At 30.1% G+C, this 19,613-nt stretch carries 19 protein-coding genes and 1 tRNA gene; 10 read left to right on the top strand and 10 right to left on the bottom strand.

Features of this window, described 5'->3' with window-relative positions; all coding sequences use genetic code 11:
- The 5 genes from Q0C16_RS01130 to Q0C16_RS01110 all read left to right on the top strand — a co-directional run.
- Positions 1–1,991: ABC transporter substrate-binding protein (locus tag Q0C16_RS01130; RefSeq protein WP_292319199.1), on the top strand; the 1,991-nt coding region annotated here is incomplete at its 5' end.
- Between the two features lie 134 nt (positions 1,992–2,125).
- Complete coding sequence (locus Q0C16_RS01125) at positions 2,126–3,151, top strand: ABC transporter permease (protein ID WP_292319198.1); 1,026 nt, start codon at positions 2,126–2,128, stop codon at positions 3,149–3,151.
- Between the two features lie 15 nt (positions 3,152–3,166).
- Positions 3,167–4,063 carry an ABC transporter permease gene (locus Q0C16_RS01120; RefSeq protein ID WP_292319197.1) on the top strand — a complete coding sequence of 299 codons (897 nt, stop codon included), beginning with the start codon at positions 3,167–3,169 and terminating at the stop codon, positions 4,061–4,063.
- On the top strand, positions 4,063–5,448 hold the full coding sequence (locus tag Q0C16_RS01115) for an ABC transporter ATP-binding protein (RefSeq protein ID WP_292319196.1): 1,386 nt from the start codon (positions 4,063–4,065) through the stop codon (positions 5,446–5,448). Before Q0C16_RS01120 ends, Q0C16_RS01115 begins: the two co-directional genes overlap by 1 nt.
- A complete protein-coding gene (locus Q0C16_RS01110; protein ID WP_292319195.1) occupies positions 5,445–6,716 on the top strand; it encodes an ABC transporter ATP-binding protein in 1,272 nt (423 codons plus the stop codon). The genes Q0C16_RS01115 and Q0C16_RS01110 overlap by 4 nt, the downstream gene beginning before the upstream one ends.
- Here the strand turns inward: Q0C16_RS01110 and Q0C16_RS01105 are convergent.
- Together Q0C16_RS01105 and Q0C16_RS01100 are read right to left on the bottom strand one after the other, a co-directional pair.
- Entirely contained in the window at positions 6,713–7,810 is a 1,098-nt protein-coding gene (locus Q0C16_RS01105; RefSeq protein ID WP_292319194.1) for an ATP-NAD kinase family protein, read from the bottom strand. The genes Q0C16_RS01110 and Q0C16_RS01105 overlap by 4 nt on opposite strands.
- A complete protein-coding gene (locus tag Q0C16_RS01100) occupies positions 7,807–8,358 on the bottom strand; it encodes a DUF309 domain-containing protein (RefSeq protein ID WP_292319202.1) in 552 nt (183 codons plus the stop codon). The genes Q0C16_RS01105 and Q0C16_RS01100 overlap by 4 nt, the downstream gene beginning before the upstream one ends.
- A gap of 186 nt (positions 8,359–8,544) precedes the next feature.
- Here Q0C16_RS01100 and Q0C16_RS01095 point away from each other — a divergent pair, with 186 nt between their 5' ends.
- From Q0C16_RS01095 to Q0C16_RS01080, 4 genes are all read left to right on the top strand, one after another.
- Complete coding sequence (locus Q0C16_RS01095) at positions 8,545–10,302, top strand: hypothetical protein (RefSeq protein ID WP_292319193.1); 1,758 nt, start codon at positions 8,545–8,547, stop codon at positions 10,300–10,302.
- 657 nt (positions 10,303–10,959) lie between these two features.
- Positions 10,960–11,694: a nucleotidyltransferase domain-containing protein gene (locus Q0C16_RS01090; protein WP_292319192.1), complete on the top strand. Its 735-nt coding sequence runs from the start codon at positions 10,960–10,962 to the stop codon at positions 11,692–11,694.
- A gap of 67 nt (positions 11,695–11,761) precedes the next feature.
- Positions 11,762–12,217, top strand: a complete 456-nt coding sequence (gene ribH, locus Q0C16_RS01085; RefSeq protein ID WP_292319191.1) for a 6,7-dimethyl-8-ribityllumazine synthase — start codon at positions 11,762–11,764, stop codon at positions 12,215–12,217.
- 21 nt (positions 12,218–12,238) lie between these two features.
- Positions 12,239–12,946 (top strand): GTP cyclohydrolase IIa, encoded by a 708-nt coding sequence (locus Q0C16_RS01080; RefSeq protein WP_292319190.1) that lies wholly within the window; start codon positions 12,239–12,241, stop codon positions 12,944–12,946.
- Here the strand turns inward: Q0C16_RS01080 and Q0C16_RS01075 are convergent.
- The 6 genes from Q0C16_RS01075 to Q0C16_RS01050 all read right to left on the bottom strand — a co-directional run bounded on the left by Q0C16_RS01075 (position 12,927) and on the right by Q0C16_RS01050 (position 18,209).
- Positions 12,927–13,571: an HAD family phosphatase gene (locus Q0C16_RS01075; protein WP_292319189.1), complete on the bottom strand. Its 645-nt coding sequence runs from the start codon at positions 13,569–13,571 to the stop codon at positions 12,927–12,929. The genes Q0C16_RS01080 and Q0C16_RS01075 overlap by 20 nt on opposite strands.
- Positions 13,572–13,623: 52 nt before the next feature.
- On the bottom strand, positions 13,624–14,730 hold the full coding sequence (locus Q0C16_RS01070; RefSeq protein WP_292319188.1) for a M42 family metallopeptidase: 1,107 nt from the start codon (positions 14,728–14,730) through the stop codon (positions 13,624–13,626).
- A 61-nt stretch (positions 14,731–14,791) separates the two neighbouring features.
- The gene (locus Q0C16_RS01065; protein ID WP_292319201.1) at positions 14,792–15,640 is read right to left on the bottom strand and encodes an NTP transferase domain-containing protein; all 849 of its coding nucleotides are present in this window, start codon (positions 15,638–15,640) and stop codon (positions 14,792–14,794) included.
- 79 nt (positions 15,641–15,719) lie between these two features.
- Complete coding sequence (locus tag Q0C16_RS01060; protein ID WP_292319187.1) at positions 15,720–16,511, bottom strand: phosphopantothenate/pantothenate synthetase; 792 nt, start codon at positions 16,509–16,511, stop codon at positions 15,720–15,722.
- Positions 16,499–17,347, bottom strand: a complete 849-nt coding sequence (locus tag Q0C16_RS01055; RefSeq protein WP_292319186.1) for a hypothetical protein — start codon at positions 17,345–17,347, stop codon at positions 16,499–16,501. Before Q0C16_RS01055 ends, Q0C16_RS01060 begins: the two co-directional genes overlap by 13 nt.
- Before the next feature lie 10 nt (positions 17,348–17,357).
- Complete coding sequence (locus tag Q0C16_RS01050) at positions 17,358–18,209, bottom strand: hypothetical protein (RefSeq protein WP_292319185.1); 852 nt, start codon at positions 18,207–18,209, stop codon at positions 17,358–17,360.
- A 120-nt stretch (positions 18,210–18,329) separates the two neighbouring features.
- Here Q0C16_RS01050 and Q0C16_RS01045 point away from each other — a divergent pair, with 120 nt between their 5' ends.
- On the top strand, positions 18,330–18,899 hold the full coding sequence (locus Q0C16_RS01045; RefSeq protein WP_292319184.1) for a hypothetical protein: 570 nt from the start codon (positions 18,330–18,332) through the stop codon (positions 18,897–18,899).
- 75 nt (positions 18,900–18,974) lie between these two features.
- On the opposite strand, the gene Q0C16_RS01040 is transcribed toward Q0C16_RS01045, so the two are convergent.
- Together Q0C16_RS01040 and Q0C16_RS01035 are read right to left on the bottom strand one after the other, a co-directional pair.
- Entirely contained in the window at positions 18,975–19,448 is a 474-nt protein-coding gene (locus Q0C16_RS01040; RefSeq protein WP_292319183.1) for an NUDIX hydrolase, read from the bottom strand.
- A 21-nt stretch (positions 19,449–19,469) separates the two neighbouring features.
- Positions 19,470–19,570 (bottom strand) — tRNA-Trp (locus tag Q0C16_RS01035).
- Positions 19,571–19,613 lie beyond the last annotated feature (43 nt).

Below are 19,613 nucleotides of genomic sequence, written 5' to 3'. Positions count from 1 at the left end.
ACGTATCATCAGGAAAAACATATAATTATACAACATATCAAACAGTTGCAGTATCTAATAGCAGTTTGGTATTTAAAATTTTTACATCAAGCTTAAACATACCTAATCCTGGTACAATAATAGTTGCGGAAAATGTACCTGGAGGACCTTATTCTTTTGACGCAGATATAGATCTAGAAGTTGTTGGAGAAGAAATCATCAGAAACATATATTCTACTCTAGTGATATATAATGGTTCAAGCACGTCTAAATTCCTACCAATGGCTGCAGAATACATACCAACAGTTGGTAATTGGTCTCAAAGAAACTTATATGGTGGTATTTCGCCTAACTATACAATGTATACATTTAAAATTAGGCCCAATCTTAAAGCTGCTAATGGCGACAATTTAACAGCATACGACGTTTGGTATTCTATAGTAAGATCATTATTATGTTCCGGAGGTGTTCCACCCACTCCAGGATATGAATTAGCACAATACTTAATACCCAATTATAGTGAATTCATGCCAATAGTTACTTCGCCAAATGATACACTAGGGTTCAATGAAATTATGAATTCAATAACATACAATAATCAAACAGATACGGTAACTTTTAACTTATCTGAAAGAGTTAATCCTCAACTATTCTTCAGTATCTTAACAGAGTCTGAGGCATCTGTATATGATGCTAAATGGTTAGAACAAGTTGGTGCAGGCATTAATTTCACGCCTGCAGGTTTTTACCAATATGAACAGCAAGCAAACGAAGGCAATTATAATACAAAAGTTCAATGGTCACCTGTAACATCAGGACCATATATGATAAAATCATATACACCTGGCCAAAGCATTGTTTTAGTTCCAAATCCCTATTGGCCTAATAATATACCTGATATACCAAAACCAAATAATACAGTTATAATTTATTGGGTTAAAGATCCAAATACTGCATATGAAATGTTCGCATCTGGTCAAGCAGATATATTAACTAACATACCTCCTGATTATGTACCGCTTCTATTAAACCTAGAATCTAATGGACAAGCGTCAATATATGTTTACCCGACGTTTACAGAAAACTTCTTTGCATTCACATTAAATGTTAATACATCTATACTTAAAAGCATCAATCCGAATTATAATATACCATCATATTATTTTGCAAACCCATTAGTTAGGAAAGCATTCGCTTACGCATTTAATTACACAGAATATTTAAATGATATAGTTGGTAATGTAAAATATCATTTTAATTTTGCAAGTCCATATTGTGGAGTTATAATACCTGGTTTACCTTATTACATACCTCCATCAGAATTAACAGGCTGCCCAACATTTAATTTAACTTATGCAAAGCAATTAATGGAAGAATCAGGATATTACAATATAACAGTTAACTTCCCAATAATAGTATCAAGCGGTGATACTGTTGATTTCACTGCAGCTGCTATGTGGGCATCATTATTGAATGAAATGGATCCACACATAACTGCAACACCTTTATATGTACCATTTTCAACCATAATAAGCTATGAAGTTCCCGGAGCAAATCCAATGCCGATTTATTATCTAGGTTGGATAGCTGATTATCCATTGGCAAGCGACTTCGTTAATGCAATGTACTTACAAGGAGGAACTTACCCAGCACCTAATGGATGGACAGTTTCTTATTTCGAGAATTTGAGTAAATACTACGCTTCACAAGGAAATACATTTTTATCACAACTATATGCAAATGAATCACAACAGTATAATGAATTAAATAATTTAATATTAATGGCAGACAATGCAGCTGAATCAGGTAATACAACTGCAGCTCAACAATACTATAAACAAGCAGAACAAATAGCAATCAATCTCTATCTATATGTATACACACAAATGCCAAATGCATATTGGATAATAAAGCCATATATGCATGGATTTAATAATCAAATAAGCTATGAAGAAAATCCAATGATTGGAGGGGGCGGAGACTCATTATATTACTGGTGGGTTAAAGGATAAATACCAATATAAATAAAACTTTTTAAATCTAAACGATAACTTTTTTTCTTTTCAATCTCTTTTTAAACTCTAGAGTTAGTTTGTAATAGCGGAGGGGATGAATTATAAAGCTCTGGCAGTACGCTTTAAGAAGAGTGTTACTGTTTATACCTACATTGTTAGGATTGACTGTAATAGTATTTGTTCTGATACACATTGGAGGCACTAATAAGCTTCTAGCTATGTATCTTAGCCCAAGGTTAACAGGTGCTGCAAGACAGCAAATAATAGCTGAACTAGATCAAAAATTCCATTTTAATGACCCAATTTATATACAATACTTTTATTGGTTAGCACAAATATTTCAAGGTAATTGGGGAATAACAAACACCCCAATATTTAGTGGGCCAGTTACACAGGCAATAGAATTATTCTTTCCAAATACTTTAATGCTTACTATATTTGCTGCTATATTAATATGGTTAATCTCAATTCCATTAGGGGTACACACAGCAGTTAATAGAGACAAACCTTCTGATAATGTTATTAGAGTTGGTAGTCTTACATTTTATGCAATGCCATGGTATTTAATAGGAATAATACTTATAATAATTTTTGCAGTATGGTTAAAAATATTGCCAATAAATGGAACTGTTAATCCAAGTTTAGTTGCAGATCTTTCATGGTATCACAATGGTATATCATATCCAACCCATATATTATTAATAGATGCATTAATACATGGTAATCTTGTTGTTGCTGGAAATGCATTCTTACATCTAATAATGCCATCTGTAACATTAGCATTAGGAGTTATGGCAGCCCTTGTAAGGTTAATGAGAGGTACAATGCTTGAAACTCTAGATCAAGATTTTGTTAACTTTGCCAGAGCCAAGGGTGTTCCAGAAAAAGTTGTGATAAATTTGCACGCAAAAAATAATGCATTGCTTCCGGTAATAACAAACTTTGGATATTTGGTAGCAGGTCTTTTAGGCGGAGTTGTTGTAATTGAAGATGTTTTTTCCTATCCTGGTATAGGAATGTGGTTAACAGATGCCATGATAAATAATGATATGGGAGGAATTATGGGCGGTACATTGTTATTTGGAATAATATTAGTTGTAACAAGTTTAGCGCTAGATTTAATCTACGCTAAGATTGATCCAAGAATAAGATATTGAGGTGGGTAATGAAAGATGAGTAAAAGTAATGCTAAACCCGATCGCTTCAGAGAATTAAAGCTTTCTTTGCAGGTATTTTTTTCAAATAAATCCGCTGTTGCTGGGCTAATAATTTTTCTATTCTATTTCTTTGATGCTTTAATACTACAATTTTTCCCTCAAATTTTACCATTTAAGCATCCTTATCAATTAACACCAAATTATGCAAATCCAATACCACAACCACCTTCATTTAAGCATCCTTTTGGAACTACTTATCCCGGAGTAGATTTATTAAATGCTATTATAAAATCTATAAGACTTGACTTTTGGTTATCCCTTGAAATAGTTATACCTGGTGCAATTATAGGATTGGTAGTAGGGATAATAGCAACTTATTTTGGTGGATGGATTGATGAGGTTTTAATGAGAGTAACTGATATAGTATTCAGTATACCTTATTTGGTGTTGGCAATAGCTATAGGTTATGTTTTGGGTAGAACTTTACAAAGTATGATGATAGCTTTAATATTAGTTTGGTGGCCATTATATGCAAGGTATGCAAGGAGTGTTACTTTGGAAACAAAGGAATTAACTTTTATAGAGGCGGCAAGAGCTGCTGGAACTAGTAACTTAAAGATAATGTTTAAACACATTCTTCCTAATTCATTGCCTCCAGTATTTGTTCAAATCTCATTGGATTTAGGCACTATAATGCTTACTATATCAGCGTTAGCGTTTATAGGTTTCTTGCCTGCAGCTAACTTACCTGAATTAGGATATTTAACTAGCTTAGGATATAACTACATTCAAACTGCTCCTTGGGCTATGATAATACCGGGTTTATTTATAGTTTTATTTGCATTGGCAGTAAATCTTATGGGTGATGGGTTTAGGGATGTTATCGATCCCAGGAGGAGGAGTGAGCTATAGTGGAATCTGATCAATTAAAAAGCAATTTAGCTCCTATAGTTAAGGTTGAGAACTTTCACTTACATTATTATACTAGGAGAGGAGTTTATAAAGCATTAAATGGAGTTAATCTAGAAATAAGGAAGGGAGAAGTCTTAGGAATAGCAGGAGAAAGTGGTTGTGGGAAAAGTACATTAGGAAGAGCAATTATGGGTTTAATTCCTAGAAATGCTGCGGTCGTTGATGGTAGAATATTAATAAATGGAAGGGATTATTTAAAGCCATTAAAAGATTATTATAAAAACACTAAAAAATTCAAGCCATCTAAAAATGCAGATGTATTAAAAAAGGTTAACAATGAAATGTCTAAAATAAGAGGTCAAGAAATTTCTATGGTATTTCAAGAACCTATGACAACATTAAACCCATTACTTCAAGTTGGGTATCAAATTGCTGAAGTTTTATTATACCATAGTCCAGGTTTATTAGCAAGCAGAAGATTATCAAGGTCAAGAGCTAAAAAAGAAGATACAAAGGCTTTAGTAAAAATATTAAATGAGAACGGACCTAATGAGAAATTTAGGGAATATTTAAAAGAGAAAAATATTATGGGTTTGGAGGATCAAATATTAGCTATATGGAGAAGGAAGGATTTGCATGACTTGAAAAAAGAGCAAATGATAGAAAAGCTATGCTGTGAACCAATAAATTCTTTTGCTAAAAATTATTTAGAAACAATTGAGAAAGAAAATAAGTTACCTAATTTCTCAAAAATACCAATATTTGGAAGGATCGTTAAAAGAGAATTAATTAAAGAAGGTTATAAGAAAGCATCCGAATTTTTAGGTCTGTTAGGAATTCCTAATTCTGATAAAATGGTATATATGTATCCTCATGAGTTAAGTGGGGGACAAAGACAGAGAATAGTTATAGCTACTGCTATGATTAATAGTCCCCAATTAGTTATACTTGATGAACCTACAAGCGCTTTAGATGTAACAATTCAAGCACAAATTCTTGAACTAATAAAAGAATTAAAAGAGAGCATAAATTCATCATATATGTTTATATCACATGACTTGTCAGTTTTGGCAGAAGTATCTGATAGAATTGCAATAATGTATGCAGGCCAAGTTGTTGAAGTTGGCAACAAAGATGCAATATTTGATCAACCAAAGCATCCTTATACTCAAATGCTAATGGAAGCTATACCAACTATTGAGGCTCATGAACTAAAGGGTATAAAGGGAGAAGTTCCTGATATGAGGAATCCTCCAAAAGGCTGTATGTTTAGGGATAGATGTCCTTATGCTATGCCAATATGTGCAGAAAAAAGGCCCGATTTAATAAAAGTCGGTGAAGATCATTATGTTTCATGTTTTCTATACGAAGGTGGTAAATCATGATAATAGCAGCTAGAAACTTAAGCAAATTTTTTGATGTTAAAGGGGTAAAAAACGCTAAGATTAGAGCAGTGGAAGATGTTAACATTGAGATAAAAGAAGGAGAAATAGTTGGCTTAGTTGGAGAAAGCGGTTCAGGGAAATCAACCCTTGGTAGACTTTTGATTAGACTTATAGAACCAACTTCAGGAGAAATTCTTTATAATATACCTGATAAAGAATTAGATGAATTCGATATAGCGTTAAAAAACAAAGATGATAATGCAATTAAAAAAATTGTTGATAAATATTCTATTACTAAATTGCATGGAAATGAGTTGAAGAAATTTAGAAGAAATGTTGGGATAGTATTTCAGGATCCATATTCATCATTAAATCCAAGGTTAAAAATAGAAGATATAATTGCTGAGCCAATTATAGAAACTGGTTATTTAAAGGGTAATGAAGCTAAAGAAAGAGTATTAGAGTTATTAGACGAAGTTCAATTGCCAAGAGAGTTTAGTTATAGATATCCTCATGAGTTAAGTGGGGGACAAAGACAGAGAGTCGCATTGGCTAGAGGAATAGCAACAAATCCTAAATTAGTTATACTTGATGAACCTACTAGCGCTTTAGATGTGTCTATACAGGCAGAAATTTTGGAACTTCTCAAAGAATTAAGAGAAAAGTATAATATATCCATGTTATTAATAACTCACAATATATCTGTCGTTTCCTATATGGCAGATAGGGTCTTTGTTATGTATGCGGGTAAAATTATGGAAAAAGGTTCTAAAAACGATATTATTAAAAATCCAGAACATCCATATACTCAAGCATTGATATCTGCAGTCCCGCAAATAAAGAGAATTAAGGCAAGGATTATATTAAAAGGTGATCCGCCTAATTTAATCAACCCACCAAAAGGATGCAGGTTCCATCCGAGATGTCCCGTAGCTTTGCCAACATGTGGTTGGACAGCAGATGAAGTTAAACCAACATTAGATTATTTAATTGACACTAAATATTTTACAGAATTTACTAATGCAAATGTTGAAATTAAAAATGAGTTAGAATTAATTGCAAATAATGTTGATATTAACAAATTAAAGGAAATAATAAACATAGAAAAAGAGAACTATAAGCCATTATTGTCTATAAAAGATATTGTCCAAGAAAATGGTCGTGTAGCATTAAAATTATATCAATATGAGACACCAGAACTAATTGAACTAGAAAATGGAAGAGAAGTAGAATGCTTATTATTTTCGCCAAAAAATAAAGCAAGTTAAACTATCTTCATTATTTTTTCTTGTCTATAACCAATAATGATTTTTATATATCCTTTAAGCATTTCATTAACTTTTGGGTCTCCTGTATCGACTAAAAGATACTTGAGTGATGAAATCTTAGATTTAGTTGATATAACTATAATGTTTTCTTTTCCAACAAGCCTGATAACTTCTGAGCTTATTTGTTGATTTCCTCTCCCGAATAAAAAGCCTTGCCCACCTATAGGAGTTACTATTATCTTAGACCTTTCATTACTTAATGAGATTAAGATATCTTTTTCATTCGCATCACTTTTAATGATTTTATTGTTTTTAATAATATCTACTCCCAATAATGTTTTTTCTATACCAATTTTTTTAAAAACGTAATAAGTCGTAGAGCCAGGACCCACTATATAAATGAACTCAGGGTTTATTAGTTCTTTAAGATAATTTGATATTCCTTCTATTTCGTCCTCGTCAATACCGAAAAAGGCTTGTTTACCTGATGAAATCATTCCTTCAGCTGAAAAAGATTTCATATAACCATATAGCCTTATTGATAATTTGTTTTTTCGATATTCGTCCTCATCAATATCGAGAATTTCTTTTAATTTTATATCTGTGTTTTTATAATAATAATCTTCAAGGGTTATAGCAGCATCTTTTGGGCTCTTAGCAAAAATAGCGCTGTACATTTTGACTCCAGAGGGTATTCCAATAACTGGTATTGACTCTTTTATTGCGTCATAAATGTCTCTTGCAGTTCCATCGCCTCCTGAAAATACCAAAACATCAACTTGGCCGCTAATTAATTTTGCACAATTAATAGTATCAAATTTATTAGTGCTAAAATTATCATGTGCACAATTAATAATTAAATAATTTTTTATCTTACTTTGCCTTATTACATATTCTCCCATAACGCCATTAGGTACAAGAAAAGTAAATTTATCATATAGATGTATACTATTTAGAAATTCTATTGTTCTATTAGCAGATATCGGGGTTGCTCCTAAAGCTATTGCTTTTTCATATAAATTCCCGTCAGTACCTTTTAGACCTACCTTTCCACCCATTCCTGCTATAGGGTTTACTATTAGGCCTATTTTCATGTTTTTGGCCTCATATGTTTTGTTATTTGTTCAATATTAAGGCATCTTGATGCAGAAGTTCTTTGATTTTGGAAAATCAAATCTATTTGTTTTATTGCACAATCCATATCTATAAGTTCATCTCCTCCAAGATCTTTAGCCATTTGAATTAAGTTAATTGCAGCTTTTTTATCTCCTTCTTGGGCTTTAGCTAATGCTCCAGCATATAAAACAAGCGATTGCAACTTTTTATCGTTGTAAGATTTCCAAGGATTTTCCATAAATGTATGAGCAAGCCAAAAGAGTTCATTATCAAGAAATGACATAAAATCAGATAATTCTTTACCTTTTTTGACTTCAGGTTCTCCAATAAAAATATCTAATATTCTTGATCCAATAGACTTTGTAATTTTGTCTCTTAATGTTTTTGAATCTTTACAAAATGCTACAATTTCTAAATGAGTAATAGAAACCCTTATTGTATGAGCACACCCTAAATTATTTAGTTTTTCTTTTAAATTATCTAGATCTTTAATGCTATATCCATTGTTTTCTATTATATATAGCACTCTATCCAATTTTATCCCTATAATTATATGCATCTATAGTCTTTATATTAATTTTAATTTATACTTAGATAGTATTTTTATACGGAAATAATCCTTTTTTCTTGGCAAAAATTAATCAGTCCCGCATAAATATAGTTTTTTAGGTCTGTCTCTTTTTAAATTTACCTAAAATATTAGGTGTACAAATTGAAAAGGAATCTAAGTGAAATGGTTGGAAGCATTATAGTTATAACCATAGTTTTAGTATCTGCAACAACGCTTTATAGCTTCTACCTGAATGAAATTAAAGAGTCATCCCAAATTATAGGCACATATCAAAAAAGAGTTTTTGAAACATATAATCCTCCATTGATGAGTATGATTTATAACGGTAGTGGCCTATATTTATTAGTTACCAGCGATTATTCACTGAGTTTATCTTATATAGTTGTTACTTTAGGAAACCAAGGAATAATAAGAACAATTAACTCGAGTATAAGGTATATAGTTATTCCTTTAGTGAAAGATTACAATTGTACTCAGAATGTTACTGTATCTTTAATTACTAGTTATGGCGCAATTTTAACATATAATCCTTATTATGATCCAAACCTTAATAAAACATCAATAAACCCCAGTCTTAATTATTTTTCTTGTAAATTTTTAATAAATAATACATCTTTGAAAAAAACTTATAGCCAGAAATATGACATACTATATAATGATTCCTATTTTATATCTTTTAATCCACCAAAAATGAAATACTATTATATCAACACAACAGATCAATTAAACATTAGTGTAAACGGTAACATCAACAGCAATTTGAATATTATATTCAGTATTAATGGAAATCAAATAGATATTAATAATAATGGTGTGGTATTTCTTTATAGTTATTATATAAATAATACAAAGATAGACATGTATGCAGGAGCTTATTATAGTAATCAAAATTGTGTTATTTATTTATATTTTTATTCTAATGATACTGCATTTTATCTCATTAACGGGCTTGTTAAAGGATATATTACTTTTACTGCATCAGTATTTTTAATGCCTATAATTGCTAATAATACCCCTATATTATCTTTGTATGGTAACATTAATAATTATAGTGGCACTTTAAATTATACTAATACTCTAATTAACGGAAATAACAATCAGGCTACATATGTTGGTTCAGGAAAAATAAGTGGATATAGCATTACATCTGGCCCTCTCGTTTTTTATTACTCTAATATAGGATCTTCTCAATCATTTAATATAAGCATATCTCTTAAATTGGAAAAAATCTACAAATATAATTATGAAAAATCATATTTTTTACTGCCTTACGACAATTATATAGAGTATAAATTATTATTTGCAAATGAAAGTCCTAGTATTGCATATAGTTTATACAAAGCAATTTCTGCCGTACATTTCCAATATCCTGAAGTATTATTTAATACTAATCTAGGAAATGTATCAAGGGTCTTAAACAATAATGTTCAGATTTTTCAGGCACAATATTACAATTCGTATCTTGTTTATTTCCCTTATTTAATCCAATATTACAATTCTATACCTGGTTTTACCTTGAAAAATGTAAATGAGCTAACATATTATTTAACTTTGCATCCAATAAATGTATCCCCATTTATATTGAATCCCATTATATTTGCTAATATAGATAATTATTTATACTTCACTTCTAATGATAATTATAACCCAGAAGTCTATTATTCAAAATTAAATACTAATCAGAGCATCATTTATAAATTCATTGATGGAATTACTTACGATACTAATTGTAATCAAAACATTTTCTTTAATTTAATAAAAAGCAATGGAGAATTTTTATTGGAAAACGAATATTTATTTGATAGAAATTTCACTGCTAACTTAAATAATGGGATATATGCATATATTTGCTTTAACAATTTAACCAATGATTCTATTAATTTAGCGTATTTTTCATAGTTTAATATATTCTATTTTTAAAAGTTAAAAAAAGGTAAAGATGTTTATTGAGAGCAAATCCTTCTCCACGCTTAGAAAAGCAGTTCCCTTAGATCTTAAGAATTATATCGATTTAGATGATAAAATAGACCTCAAACTTTGTCTTTTAAGGTGGTAATGTCTTTAAGTGTTGTTCTAAATGATTAGAAAATATAGCAGTCAAATGAGGGATACGTTTTTTACTGAAAAGTGAAATAAGACTCTATTCCTACCAAATTAAAAAAAGAGGGGAGTTGAAATGCCTCCTCCAGGTTAAATTTAAGTATAAGGAGTTGAAATGATTTTACTTTCAAATACCTAAGGAAAGAATAAAAATGGTTTCCATTAAAGAAAATTAATCCTTGAGACTTCAATAAACCTAGCCCTTCAGAGCAAGAAAGAGCAAGATTCTGCTCCATTATCTATATTCTTCATAGTTCATCTCGTATTTTTCGGGTAAAATAGCCTTCTTTTTATTATTATCGAAGCCAATCATACAATAAAAATCTTTTTAAATGTTAAAATTTCTTTAATTAATAGATGTAAGATGATGACAGTATTGAAAATAAATGAAATCATAAATAATATTTATTTAAAACTGAACAAGGCAATTTTAATTTATACTTAAAGGTGTAAACTATGGTTAATAATTTTGACTATATTAACAATAATTTAGAAAATGCTGGGCAAGAAATAATTTATGATGATACAAGATGGAAAATATATAAAAATAAAAGAAAGAGAGCTCTAAATATAATTTCTTCTTTGCAAGGTATAAGTAATTCTATTGTAGTTATTGGTAGTGTTGCTAGAGGTGATGTTAAGGAATCAAGCGATATAGATGTTATGATATTAGATTTAATACAACCTTATAAATTAGAGTATATTTTAGAAAAAAACGGTTATAGCATTTTTAAAAAAGAAATAATTCAAGCCACGCCAAATTATGCACCAAAGGCGTATGTTTATTTGGATAGTAATTTTAAAGAAGTTATAAGTTTTCCATTAGCAAAATTAAATTCAAATGAAATAGAATTTTATTTTTGGGGAGGGCAAATAAATAAAGATGATATTTTAAAAGATAAAAGAGTTCCTGGCGTAAATAAAAGCTTAAAATTAATAATTCCTACAGAAAGGGGCCATTTAGAATATCACATATTTGATAGAGAGGCAGAGGTATCAAGAATATTAAATGTTAAGATAGAAACAGTAATGGAAAGAGAAAGAGTTTTATCAAGGAGAAAAGAATTAGGAAGAACAGGGGTTTTTTTAAAATATGAAGTACCATATAATGAGCCTCTTGATGAAAGCATTAAATTTTTAATAAAACGTAACCAATTTTTTAGAAAAAGATTAATGGCTTATGATTATTAATTTTATTAACATTTATTATTATAGTATTTATAAGTGACTATTTATAAAAAATATTGTGGTGAAATAGTTGAGCGTTAAAATAGGATTAGTAGTATCAGAATTTAACTATGATATTACAAAAATCATGGAAGAAAAGGCTCTAAGTCATGCAAAATTTCTGAATGCAGAAGTGCCGATAGTTTTTAAAGTTCCTGGAGTCTTCGACTCTCCATTTGCTGTATCAAAGTTATTAAAACTTGAATACATTGATGCTGTTGTTGTATTAGGAGCAGTAATTCAAGGAGAAACAAAACATGATGAGCTGGTTGCAAATCAAGCAGCTAGAGTTTTATTGGATCTAAGCCAGAAATATGATAAGCCAGTTGCATTAGGTATAATTGGACCTGGAGCATCTAGAATGCAAGCTATGGAGAGGGCGGAAGAATATTCTAGAAGAGCAGTAGAAGCAGCTATTAAGCTTTCATTAAGATCTATAAAATTAAGCTCATTAAAATATGAAGGAAAAGTTTTAAACATCGAGTAAAAGTATTATAGGGAGTAAAAGATGATAAGAATATCTGTAATTGAACAAATAGGTTATAGAGAATGGACTGAAACTATAGGCACAGATAGAGAGTGGAAAATTCAGGAAACACAAGCAAAGATTTATCAAGAAACGCAAAGAATAGCGACAAAGTTTGGAGGATTTGTATTACCATTAAGATATGATTATATGATCATAGTATCAAGTAATTTAACTGAAGATAATGAAAAAGATATATTGGAAGTTACATCATCGTTATCTCCAGTTGCTGTTAGGCTATCAAGTGATTTAGGAAATACACCATTGGAGTCTGAAACTAATGCTTGGTCCCATATAGCTAAGGTAGAACCAGGTAAAGTAGGTCATTTTGGATCAGGTAAAGAATATGTTATTGTTAGCCATATAGATCTAAATGGATTAACTCCAATAACTCAAAAAATAGGCACCTTCAGAACCTATACAAAAATAATACAAATATTGGAAAAGATCAATTATATTGCTCAGGAAAATGGAGGATTAGCCCAATATCTGGGAGGCGATAATATATTAGTTCTTTTACCAAATAAGAACTATGAAGATTTAGTTTCAAAGATGATTTCTATTGATGATTTAAAGGCAGGTATTGCGTTAGCAAGTAAAGCAAGGGATGCTATGAAATTAGCTGCAGAAGCTCTACATGAAATTAGATCAACGAGAAACTCAAAAATAATCATGAAATCAATTCTTTAAATAACATATTTGAGATATCGCATAATGAATGTATTTTGATCGCATCTGCATAATCTTGGTTTATGAGGAATATTTTATCTAGTCCTGCTTTCTTATATGCTATTATATCATATATACTATCTCCTAGTCCTATTATTTCTTCTTTTTTTAATCCTAATTTTTCAATGGCTAAAATTATTGGTTCTGGATCAGGTTTAACATTTTTTACATCGTCACTGCTTATAAGGAGATCATACTTTATATTTAGGGCTTCTAATATAGCCCTTGCATCACTTTTCATGCTTGATGTCACTATTGCAAATTTTAATTTATATTTACTTATTAGACTTAAAAAATTTTCAAGACATTTATCAGGTTTAATAGACCTAGCTAGTTGCTGATATTCTTGACTTTTTAGTGAAAGTATATGTTTAATCATGTTACTATCTAACTTTATATTTAATTCTTTTGTATATTTTATTAGAAAATCTAAATCCTTTAATCCCCAAAATTTTTCTAGGTTGTTAATTTTTAAATTAACTTTTACTCCAAATTTTTCGGCGGTTTTTTTCCAAGCTTCAAAATGTAGATTTTTTGTATCTGCAAGAGTTCCATCAAGATCGCTTATAATTCCTTTAATTTTCATTAGTTATCATCTATTATTTAAGTATTTAGTGAATTTATATTTTTATTTATGATTATTTTATTTTTTGATTAATTAAATTTAATATTGTTTTTTCATTCATTTCTTTTGCGACCTTTGTTGCTAAGATAGAAGTATTTTCTAAATCGTTGAGGGAAACAACTTCAACTGGAGAATGTATATATCTTGCAGGTATAGAAATGGCAATTGACGGAACTCCTTCTTTATTAAGATTCATTGCTGAAGCATCAGTTGTTCCTCCAGTTAATACTTCAAGTTGATATGGTACATTGTATTTATTAGCAACATTTGTAACAAAATCCACTAATTTTTTATTCGCTATTAGACCTGTGCCTTTTTGTCCATCAATTAACTTTATCGCAGGTCCTTGATTTAATTTACATACCCAACTACCTTCTGGTATTGAAGGGACATCGCTAGCTATGGTCACGTCTAAAGCAATAGCTATATCTGGTTCAACCCTAAATGCTGAAACCTTTGCTCCTTTTAGGCCAACTTCTTCTTGAACCGTTGCAACAGCATATATATTAACTTCATTATTATCAATGTTTTTAAATGCTTGAATCATAGCTGCTAAACCAGCTCTATCATCTAATGATTTCCCAGTAACAATATCTCCATTACCAATCCTTTCTAGTTCTCTATCGAATGATACTATGCTTCCTATATCTATACCATTTTTTAAAACTTCATCTTTACTAAAAAATCCTATATCAATATATAAATCTGAAAAATCAGGAACTTGCTTAGCTTCTTCTGGTTTCATGATATGAGGAGGCTTTAAACCTATAACACCTTTTATAATTTTATTGTCTTTTGTAATGATTTTTACTTTTTGCCCTAATAAAGTTCTTTCTGTTATCCCTCCTACTGGAGCAAATTTCAAAAATCCTCTTTCATCTATGTAACTTATCATTAATCCTATTTCATCCATATGAGCTGCTATCATCAGCTTTTTTGAAGATTTAGATCCTTTTTTGACTGCTATGACATTTCCTAGCGAATCTACTTCTAGGCTGTCAGCATAATTTTTAAGTTCATCGATAACCATGCCCCTTATATTATCCTCATAACCAGAAATTCCTACATCATATGTAAGTTTCTTTAATATCTCAAATATTTCATCCTTGGCCGATTTCATTATATATCCCCATTTAATTGTAAATAGTTTTAAAAATAAGCTTTCTTATTTCATAATTATATTAAATTTCTTTTGGATTCCTACCTATTTTTTTCCTGAGCCAATTTATTCTTTTTTGAATTACTTCAGATTTGTTTATTATAAATGCATCAATTAAAGTAGAAAGCTCTAAAGAATATAGTTTATTTTTTTTATATATTTTTGATTCTGTTATAAAATTTTTAGAGGCTTCATTAATATTTCCGTTTTTAAAATTTTTAATTGCCTCAATAAAATTTTCGTATGATTTAAGGTGAATTATTTTCCTAGGCAATCCTTTTGCATTTAAATTTAAGTCATGCTTGGTATCTACATCATAAAAAACTTTAGGGTTATTGATAAGATGATACGATCCTATAAGTAATGACTCGTTTCCCCTAATAAAGTTACTCGGTCTAGATGCTAAAATAGAATAATCATTGCATAGCTCAATAATTTTTTTAGAGTACTTCTTGGGTACAGACATAAATAATGGAGAAACAATGCCAGTATAAATTATAGGTGACACTAAGAGTTCGGTTCTCATAGAGTATTCTATTAGGTTGTTTAATGCAATACTATTAATCCATGGTATGTCTCCAGGCATTATTAAATAATAATTTGATTCTATTTTTTCTAAAGCAGTAGCAATACCTCTAGCTGAACCCTTGCAGTTTAAAGATTGGTCATCAAAAATAAACTTAACATTATCTAGGTCTTTTATTTTCTCATATTCAAGTTCATTTGTTACAATAAAAATGTTTTCGGTAATCTTTTTTGATTCACTAATAGGATAACTTATTATAGGTTTGTTATTATATAAATATATTAGTTTATCTTCAGCGAACCTTGTTGATTTGCCGCCGGCTAAAATAATTGCTGCGATTTCCATCTTTTTCACAATTAATATGTAAAAATAAAAAATAAAAAATATAATCTTGTTTCTAATTTTCTGATAAATCTAAAATAAATTAAAAATCGATTAAAATACCTTTATCATAAGCATCTTTTAAATTTGCAAGCATTTTATTAAACGCTTTTGATAATATAGACTTATTATCATAGCTCTCAGTTATTTTTAGTAGATCACATTTATCTAATTGCATAAGTTCATCCGATATTTTTATCATGTTTTTTGTAGCTCTTTCAGCCTCGTCTACAATTGTTATATGGGCTGATTGAGCTGTTCTGCTAAATGGATTAAGATCAATTGCCGCTACTTTTTTGCCTAGATTTCTAAGTGCTTGAGTTCTATCTCCATCTTCTATGGCTAATAAAACAAAATCAGCTTTATAAATTCCATCTTCACATACTATTCCTCTCGGCCCTTCTAGGTTTGATAGTTTTACTTTTTTGCATTCGCTACCCATAACATGTCTTGCACCTAAATCTTTAAGATAGCTCTCGATTTTCCTTATTCTTTCTTCGGATCTATGGAATAAATTTACCTCTATTGGAATATTAAGACTATTTGATAGTTTTACCACATCTTCTCCTGCCAATGCAGCGTAGTTGCCATTTACTGATATTATTGGAAAATTTGATATCAACAAATATGCCACACTAACTTTTTCAGCTTCTAACGCAAAATCATGAGATTTTTCTCCCAAGATATAATCAAAGGCTTCCCCTCTACCTTGGGCAACGAGTCCATGTGCGACTACAATACCTTTGTTAAAAAACTCTACTAGCTTTTCTCTTGTAACCAAAGACTTATATCTCGGGTGAGTTTTAGGTATTTCATCTATATTCATGTTATCCATGCCTCCGGTCCATGAGATGAAGGTTTCAAAATTCTTAAATTTAAGTTTTTATCTCTAAGATATTTTAGTGCGTCCTCTATTTTATTGCTTTCTATTAACAAAACAACCATCATTTTTTTCATATAATAACTTATTAATCCTGGGGTTTTTATGACCTCATCTCCTTTGTTAAGTAGCTTAATTTTTCCGACATTATCAGTAAATCTTTTTATTTCATAGGAAAACGTCTCAAATGAAAAATCTTCTAAGATTTTATCTAAAACTTTTTGTGATTCTGTTTGGATGGTTTTATTATAATTTATTAGGAGATCTTTTGTATTCATTGCGCCAAATTCTACTGTAACAATGGATACGTCTTTTGGAAAGGAAATACAATCTACTTCGCCTATTCCTGGGGCGCCTTCCTTTTTTCTTAAAACAATTCCAATTCCACATGAAATAGCCAATACGTCTCCTAGACCTGTAGAGTTTTCAACCTCAATTTTATGGGCATCTTGTAATGCCTTCATATAGCTAGTTTTACCGTAAAGGAAACTAATTAGTTCAGTTGCTATTGTTGAAGAAGCACTGCTTGCATAGCCAATTTTTATAGGAAGAGGCATATTTAAGATATATTTTTCGTCAATATTAAATCTATTAAATACGTTTTTAGCAGTTATTGGGATTTCTTCTGCTTCTTTATTTTCGTTATAGGCTATTTCTGGGCCGACACATAACTTTAATCTAGGTTCAACACTTATACCTACTCCTATAGAGCCCGATGTTAAAGGGTTATTATTTATTTTTGGTATAAAAACTGCTGTTATGTGATATGGTACGGATGAACAAAAAACCATTAAATACACCTTAATAAAGTGCTCCTCTCTCTTCTTTTATTTGCTCTTTGATCTTTTTTCTTAGTTCTTTGCTTTCAAACGGTATTTCTTCGATTATATTATCTGATATGTTTATTGCTCCTTTCCTTTTCAACGATATTATGGCTTTATAAGTTATGTACGAAACGAGTTCATCAGAATCTTCTTCTAATGTGGCTTTTGTAATTATTTTAGTGATATTATACAATGATCTTAATTCGTTTAAATTAGAAAATACTGCTATTTCTCCATCTCCTTTTTTAAGGCTTGATAATAAATTATCAAAATCCTCATATCTCATCCTGATAATTAAATTTCCATTTAGATAATCTGCAGTTGACCCTTCCTGAGGATAATTGTATGAAAGATCATTGCTAATATCGTTATCATTATCTAGGATATTAATTTCTGGGTAGATCATAGCCAAATCACCTCTATATATTTCCATGATAACTTCTTTTACGTCTTTATTGATTTCGTTTGTAATACTTTTAATTAAGTTATGGACCATAAATAGATTTTCCTCATCATTGCTTATAAGTTCTTTTTCCTCATCATTATCCTGTGTTAATTCGATATCATATTCACTATTTATTTCGTTTATTTTTTGATATAAATTATTTATATAGTACATTAGTTCCTTTGATGCAGCGTCAGATGATTTGTAGGTCAAAAAACCCACAACTAATGCTGCTATTATTGGCAAATATATTGGGCCTTTCAAAGCTATAGCTAAGCTTAATCCTACTGCATATGTTATCAGAGCTAACGTAACTGATAAAACTAGCTTAAAGCCCTTATAGCTTAGTAGACCCGTAAGCCTCAACCTCTCCTTTTTTCTCATTAATTTTACAAGTTATAAATATTAATCAATTTTTCCAATTAAAGAATTGCAATGCGATTTTTGAATTAGGTTATTAAAAGCATAATACGCTCTGCGATATTTATGGTATTGGGAGAAAAAATGCCAAGAATTGACAACAATTATTATGCTATAGACATATCCAAAATAGCAAAACTAGAATATAATGAAATGAAAGAATTTATAAATTGGGTTGTTTACAATGAAGGTTTTTTAATAACTCAACCATCTATAGTAATTATTGATTTAAATAAAAAAATTAGATACACCCTTGGCATAGGTTCTGTAGTTGTTAATTCAGAAGTTGTTGATTCTGAGCCGCCCATACAATACTATAAAATTGCTGGTTCAGAATGGATAGATGCTTGTAAAATTAATCGTAATAAGAAGAAGGTAATTTATGTTGATCAAGAATATATTATTAAAAAAGGAATAGCTATATCATTAGAAAGCAAAGGGATATTTCTGTTATTAAATGGTATGAATGGAGAAGTTAAAGTTTCAAATAAAGAGGAAAAATACGGTATACAATTAATTATATTAAAAGATTTAAATAATAGATATAATTTGTTGTCATTAGACAAAGATGCTTACTATGTATATACAGACTATTATGGACTAGGAAAGATAGTTCATTATGTAGCAGAAATATATTCTTATTGCTCTGAATGATCACTTATAAAGTATTGAAATATTTAAGACCATAGAAGTTATAACCTTTTTTGTAGAGAGCTATGTATAATATTTTTAATATGGTGATGAAGTTATAACTGGAATTGGCATATTTAAATTTATTTTGTTAGATAAAATTTTTTTAATTAATCCTTTTGTAGTGATAGATATATCATCAAGCGATTCAGCTTGTCTTATATTAAAGAATTTTGCATCCATAGCATCACTTCCTGCAACTGGTATTTTACCGTTGTCTTTCATTAAAATTGTTACTAATATATAATGAAATAGAACTTCGTTTAATGAATTTCTTGTTATAATTTCATCAACATTAACAACACCTAAAGGCTCTGTATCTATACCAGTTTCTTCAAGAAATTCTCTTTTTGCAGCATCTAATAATCTTTCTCCTAGTTCCACATGACCCCCAGGAATTGCCCATTTTCCTTTTTCTGGACTATTAAATCTTTTTATAAGTAATATTTCAGAACCTCTAATTAATAATGTTCCAACGCCTACCAACGGATTATTAGGGAATGTCCTACCCATGCTTTAACACCTTATAAAATGTGGTGGGCCCGAGGGGACTCGAACCCCCGACCTACGGGTCTGGAGCCTCGACCCAGCATCTATGCTGGTCCGCCGCTCTATCCTAGCTGAGCTACGGGCCCTTCTAATTGTAATCTAAATATACAGAGTTTAAAATATGTTTTT

This window comes from Caldisphaera sp. (genome assembly GCF_023256325.1).
Lineage (GTDB): Archaea > Thermoproteota > Thermoprotei_A > Sulfolobales > Acidilobaceae > Caldisphaera.
Note: the sequence above shows the minus strand (reverse complement) of the source record. Positions and strands in the feature narration are given on the sequence as shown.